Raw genomic sequence first — 4,975 nt, forward strand, 5'->3', positions numbered from 1 at the left:
CGTAACATCGAGCGGGTCGGCGGTAACAAAAGTGTCTATAACCACGGCAGAAATGTCCACATGGATTATTTGCTCGGCGTCACACTTTCCCATGTCACAGCAAAATCATCCATAAGATTAGCGGATCCCGCCTGACGATTTTCCCCCTCACTCTCTAATGTTCATTCATATCTGTTTTTTGATGGAGCAACACCATGGCAATTGCGATTGGCCTCGATTTTGGCAGTGACTCAGTACGCGCCCTGGCAGTGGAATGCACTACGGGTCAGGAGATAGCAACCAGCGTCGAGTGGTATCCGCGCTGGCAAGAGGGGCGCTATTGCGATGCGCCAAACAATCAGTTCCGCCATCATCCACGTGACTATATCGAGTCGATGGAAGCGGCAATCAAAACCGTGCTGGCAGAGTTAAGCGAGGCGCAGCGCGCTCAGATCGTCGGGATTGGCGTGGACAGCACCGGCTCTACCCCGGCGCCGATTGACGCCGATGGTCACGTTCTGGCACTGCATCCGGCATTCGCCGATAACCCGAACGCCATGTTTGTGCTGTGGAAAGACCATACCGCGGTGGAAGAAGCCGAAGCCATCACCCGTTTGTGCCATCAGCCAGGCAAAAACGACTACTCCCGCTACATCGGCGGCATTTACTCCAGCGAGTGGTTCTGGGCGAAGATCCTGCACGTTACCCGTCAGGATCCGCAGGTGGCAAAAGCGGCAGTCTCCTGGATTGAGCTGTGTGACTGGGTTCCGGCCCTGCTCTCCGGCACCACCCGTCCGCAGGATATCCGTCGCGGTCGCTGTAGCGCCGGGCACAAATCCCTCTGGCATGAAAGCTGGGGTGGCCTGCCGCCTGCCGCCTTCTTTGACGAACTCGACCCGATCATCAACCAGAACCTCGACTACCCGCTCTTTACCGATACCTGGACCGCTGATATCCCGGTCGGCACGCTCTGCGCCGAGTGGGCGGAACGCCTGGGCCTGCCCCAGACGGTGGCCATTTCCGGCGGCGCTTTTGACTGCCACATGGGCGCGGTCGGCGCGGGCGCACAGCCCAACACACTGGTGAAAGTGATCGGCACCTCCACCTGCGACATCCTGACAGCGGATAAAGCCAGCGTCGGCGATCGCGCCGTAAAAGGTATCTGCGGCCAGGTTGACGGCAGCGTGGTACCGGACTTTATCGGATTGGAAGCGGGTCAGTCCGCCTTTGGCGACATCTACGCCTGGTTTGGCCGCGTGCTGGGCTGGCCGCTGGATCAACTGGCCGCCGCCCATCCGGAACTGAAAACCCAGATCGCAGAGAGCAAAAAACAGCTCCTGCCGCAGCTGACCGACGCCTGGGCGAAGAATCCTTCCCTCGATCATCTTCCGGTCGTTCTCGACTGGTTTAACGGCCGCCGTACGCCGAATGCCAACCAGCGCCTGAAAGGGGTGATTACCGATCTGAATCTCGCCACCGACGCCCCGGCGCTGTTTGGCGGGCTGGTAGCGGCTACCGCCTTTGGCGCGCGCGCCATTATGGAGTGCTTTACCGAACAGGGAATCGCCGTCAATGAGGTGATGGCGCTGGGCGGTATCGCCCGTAAGAACCCGGTGATCATGCAGGCCTGCTGCGACGTGCTGAACCGTCCGCTGCAGATTGTCGCCTCGGATCAGTGCTGTGCCCTGGGCGCGGCGATCTTCGCGGCGGTGGCGGCGGGCGTACACACCGACATTCCGACAGCGCAGCAGCATATGGCGAGCAAGGTGGAAAGTACCCTGCAGCCGCGCGCGCAGCAGGCGCAACGTTTTGAACAGCTTTATCAGCGCTACCAGCAGTGGGCGAAGAGCGCTGAGCAGCACTATCTCCCTGTCGCCGCCCCGGTTAAGAACATCCCGGAATCTACGGCAACCCTGACACATTAAGGACACGATAATGACGATTTTTAATAATTATGAAGTGTGGTTTGTGATTGGTAGCCAGCATCTTTATGGGCCGGAAGCCCTGCGCCAGGTGACTCAACACGCAGAACATGTCGTAAACGCCCTGAATGCGGAAGCAAAATTGCCGTGCAAGCTGGTGCTGAAGCCGCTGGGCACCTCCCCGGATGAAATTACCCATATCTGTCGCGATGCTAACTACGACGATAAATGCGCGGGTCTGGTGGTGTGGCTGCACACCTTCTCTCCGGCCAAGATGTGGATCAACGGCCTCTCCATCCTCAACAAACCGCTGCTGCAGTTCCATACCCAGTTCAACGCGGCGCTGCCGTGGGACAGCATTGATATGGACTTTATGAACCTGAACCAGACCGCGCACGGCGGCCGTGAGTTCGGCTTCATCGGCGCGCGTATGCGCCAGCAGCATGCTGTCGTCACTGGCCACTGGCAGGACAAGCAGGCGCACCAGCGGATTGGTTCCTGGATGCGCCAGGCCGTATCGAAGCAGGATACCCGCCAGCTGAAAGTGGTGCGCTTCGGCGACAACATGCGTGAAGTGGCGGTAACGGACGGCGATAAAGTCGCCGCGCAGATCAAGTTTGGTTTTTCCGTCAACACCTGGGCGGTGGGCGATCTGGTGCAGGTCGTCAATGAAATCAGCGATGGCGACGTCAATGCGCTGGTGGATGAGTACGAAAGCAGCTATCGCCTGACGGCGGCGGCACAGGTGAATGGTGATAAGCGCCAGAACGTGCTGGATGCAGCCCGTATTGAGCTGGGCATGAAACGCTTCCTGGAACAGGGCGGCTTCCATGCCTTTACCACCACCTTTGAAGATCTTCACGGCCTGAAGCAGCTTCCGGGCCTGGCGGTACAACGTCTGATGCAGCAGGGCTACGGCTTTGCCGGTGAAGGCGACTGGAAAACTGCCGCTCTGCTACGCATCATGAAAGTGATGTCGACCGGTCTGCAGGGCGGCACCTCCTTTATGGAGGATTACACCTACCACTTCGAGGACGGCAACGATCTGGTGCTGGGTTCGCACATGCTGGAAGTCTGCCCGTCGATCGCCGTGGATGAAAAACCGATCCTCGATGTTCAGCATCTCGGCATCGGCGGCAAAGCCGATCCAGCGCGTCTGATCTTCAACACCCGTACCGGTCCGGCCATTAACGCCAGCCTGATCGATCTGGGCGATCGTTTCCGCCTGCTGGTGAACTGCGTCGACGCCGTTGAAACTCCGCATTCCCTGCCGAAACTGCCGGTGGCGAACGCCCTGTGGAAAGCCCAGCCGGATCTGGCAACCGCTTCCGAAGCCTGGATCGTAGCAGGTGGCGCGCACCATACCGTCTTCAGCCATGCGCTGGATCTCAACGACATGCGTCAGTTCGCGGAACTGCACGATATCGAACTGACGGTCATTGATAACGACACCCGTCTGCCAGCCTTTAAAGATGCGCTGCGCTGGAACGAAGTCTACTACGGTTCAAAACGTTAACAGGGGAACCTTTGGCCTGCCGCAGGGCGGGCCTTTTTTCCTGGAGGATACATGCTGGAAGATCTCAAACGTCAGGTGCTTGAAGCCAACCTCGCCCTGCCGGAACATAATCTCGTTACCCTGACCTGGGGCAACGTCAGTGCCGTGGACCGCGAAGCAGGCGTGTTCGTCATTAAACCGTCCGGCGTCGACTACCGGGTAATGACTGCCGACGATATGGTGGTGGTGAGCATCGCCACCGGTGAAGTGGTTGAGGGGAAGAAAAAGCCCTCCTCCGATACGCCAACGCATCGCCTGCTCTATCAGGCCTTCCCGTCCATCGGCGGCATCGTCCACACTCACTCCCGTCACGCCACTATCTGGGCGCAGGCAGGCCAGCCGATCCCGGCGACCGGCACCACCCACGCCGACTACTTCTATGGCACCATCCCCTGCACCCGCAAGATGACCGATGCCGAGATCAACGGCGAGTATGAGTGGGAAACCGGCAACGTGATTGTTGAAACCTTCGAGAAACAGGGTATCGACGCCGCGCAGATGCCGGGGGTGTTGGTTCACTCTCACGGCCCGTTTGCGTGGGGTAAAAATGCTGAAGATGCGGTGCATAACGCTATCGTGCTGGAAGAGGTGGCCTATATGGGCATCTTCTGCCGCCAGCTGGCGCCGCAGCTGCCGGATATGCAGCAGACGTTGCTGGATAAACACTATCTGCGTAAGCACGGCGCGAAGGCCTATTACGGGCAGTAAAACCCGCCCGGTGGCGCTACGCTTACCGGGCCTACAGGTCTCCCAGGCCGGATAAGCGCAGCGCCATCCGGCAAAGCATACCTGTATAAAACCCCAGCAAAATCCCCTTAACCAGGCTATAATCAGGCCTGGTTTTGTTTTATGAGAGAACGGCGTGGCGCAGGCGCAACAAGGCTTTTTACTCACCCGGCACTGGCGAGATACGCCCCAGGGTACCGAAGTTGAATTCTGGCTGGCGACAGATACCGGCCCGCTAAACGTCACCCTGCCTGTCCAGGAGTCCGTTGCCTTTATTCCCGAGCCTGACGTCGAAAAAGCCCGCCAGCTGCTGCAGGGTGAAAACGGCTGGCGGCTGACGCCCCTTGAGCTGAAAGATTTCCACCGTCGCCCGGTTTACGGCCTTTACTGCCGTGCCCACCGCCAGCTGATGCGTTATGAAAAGCTGCTGCGCGAGGCGGGCGTGACCCTGTACGAAGCCGATGTTCGCCCCCCGGAGCGCTTTCTGATGGAGCGCTTTATCACCGCCCCGGTCTGGGTGGACGGTACGCCCCAGGGCGCACGGCTGATCAACGCCCGTCTCAAACCCAATCCGCACTATCGCCCGCCCCTGAAATGGGCGTCGGTGGACATTGAAACCACCCGGCACGGGGAGCTGTACTGCATCGGCATCGAAGGCTGCGGCCAGCGGGTTGTCTATATGCTGGGCCCGGCCAACGGCGATGCCTCGGGGCTCGATTTCCAGCTGGAGTACGTCAACAGCCGCCCGCAGCTGATCGAAAAATTGAATGCCTGGTTTGCCCGGCACGACCCG

The 4,975-nt window shown here is 59.4% G+C and carries 3 protein-coding genes and 1 pseudogene; all 4 read left to right on the forward strand.

The window, feature by feature from the left end; translation table 11 throughout:
• The first annotated feature begins 194 nt into the window (after nucleotides 1–194).
• On the forward strand, nucleotides 195–1,904 hold the full coding sequence (araB, locus tag WFM46_RS22780; RefSeq protein WP_159339992.1) for a ribulokinase: 1,710 nt from the start codon (nucleotides 195–197) through the stop codon (nucleotides 1,902–1,904).
• 10 nt (nucleotides 1,905–1,914) lie between these two features.
• Nucleotides 1,915–3,417 (forward strand): L-arabinose isomerase, encoded by a 1,503-nt coding sequence (gene araA, locus WFM46_RS22785; protein ID WP_159339993.1) that lies wholly within the window; start codon nucleotides 1,915–1,917, stop codon nucleotides 3,415–3,417.
• A 51-nt stretch (nucleotides 3,418–3,468) separates the two neighbouring features.
• Complete coding sequence (gene araD, locus WFM46_RS22790; protein WP_032616482.1) at nucleotides 3,469–4,164, forward strand: L-ribulose-5-phosphate 4-epimerase; 696 nt, start codon at nucleotides 3,469–3,471, stop codon at nucleotides 4,162–4,164.
• Between the two features lie 154 nt (nucleotides 4,165–4,318).
• Nucleotides 4,319–4,975, forward strand: a pseudogene (locus WFM46_RS22795) (DNA polymerase II); the annotation flags it as partial.

It is taken from the genome of Leclercia sp. M50 (genome assembly GCF_037150775.1).
In the GTDB taxonomy this organism is placed as follows: domain Bacteria; phylum Pseudomonadota; class Gammaproteobacteria; order Enterobacterales; family Enterobacteriaceae; genus Enterobacter.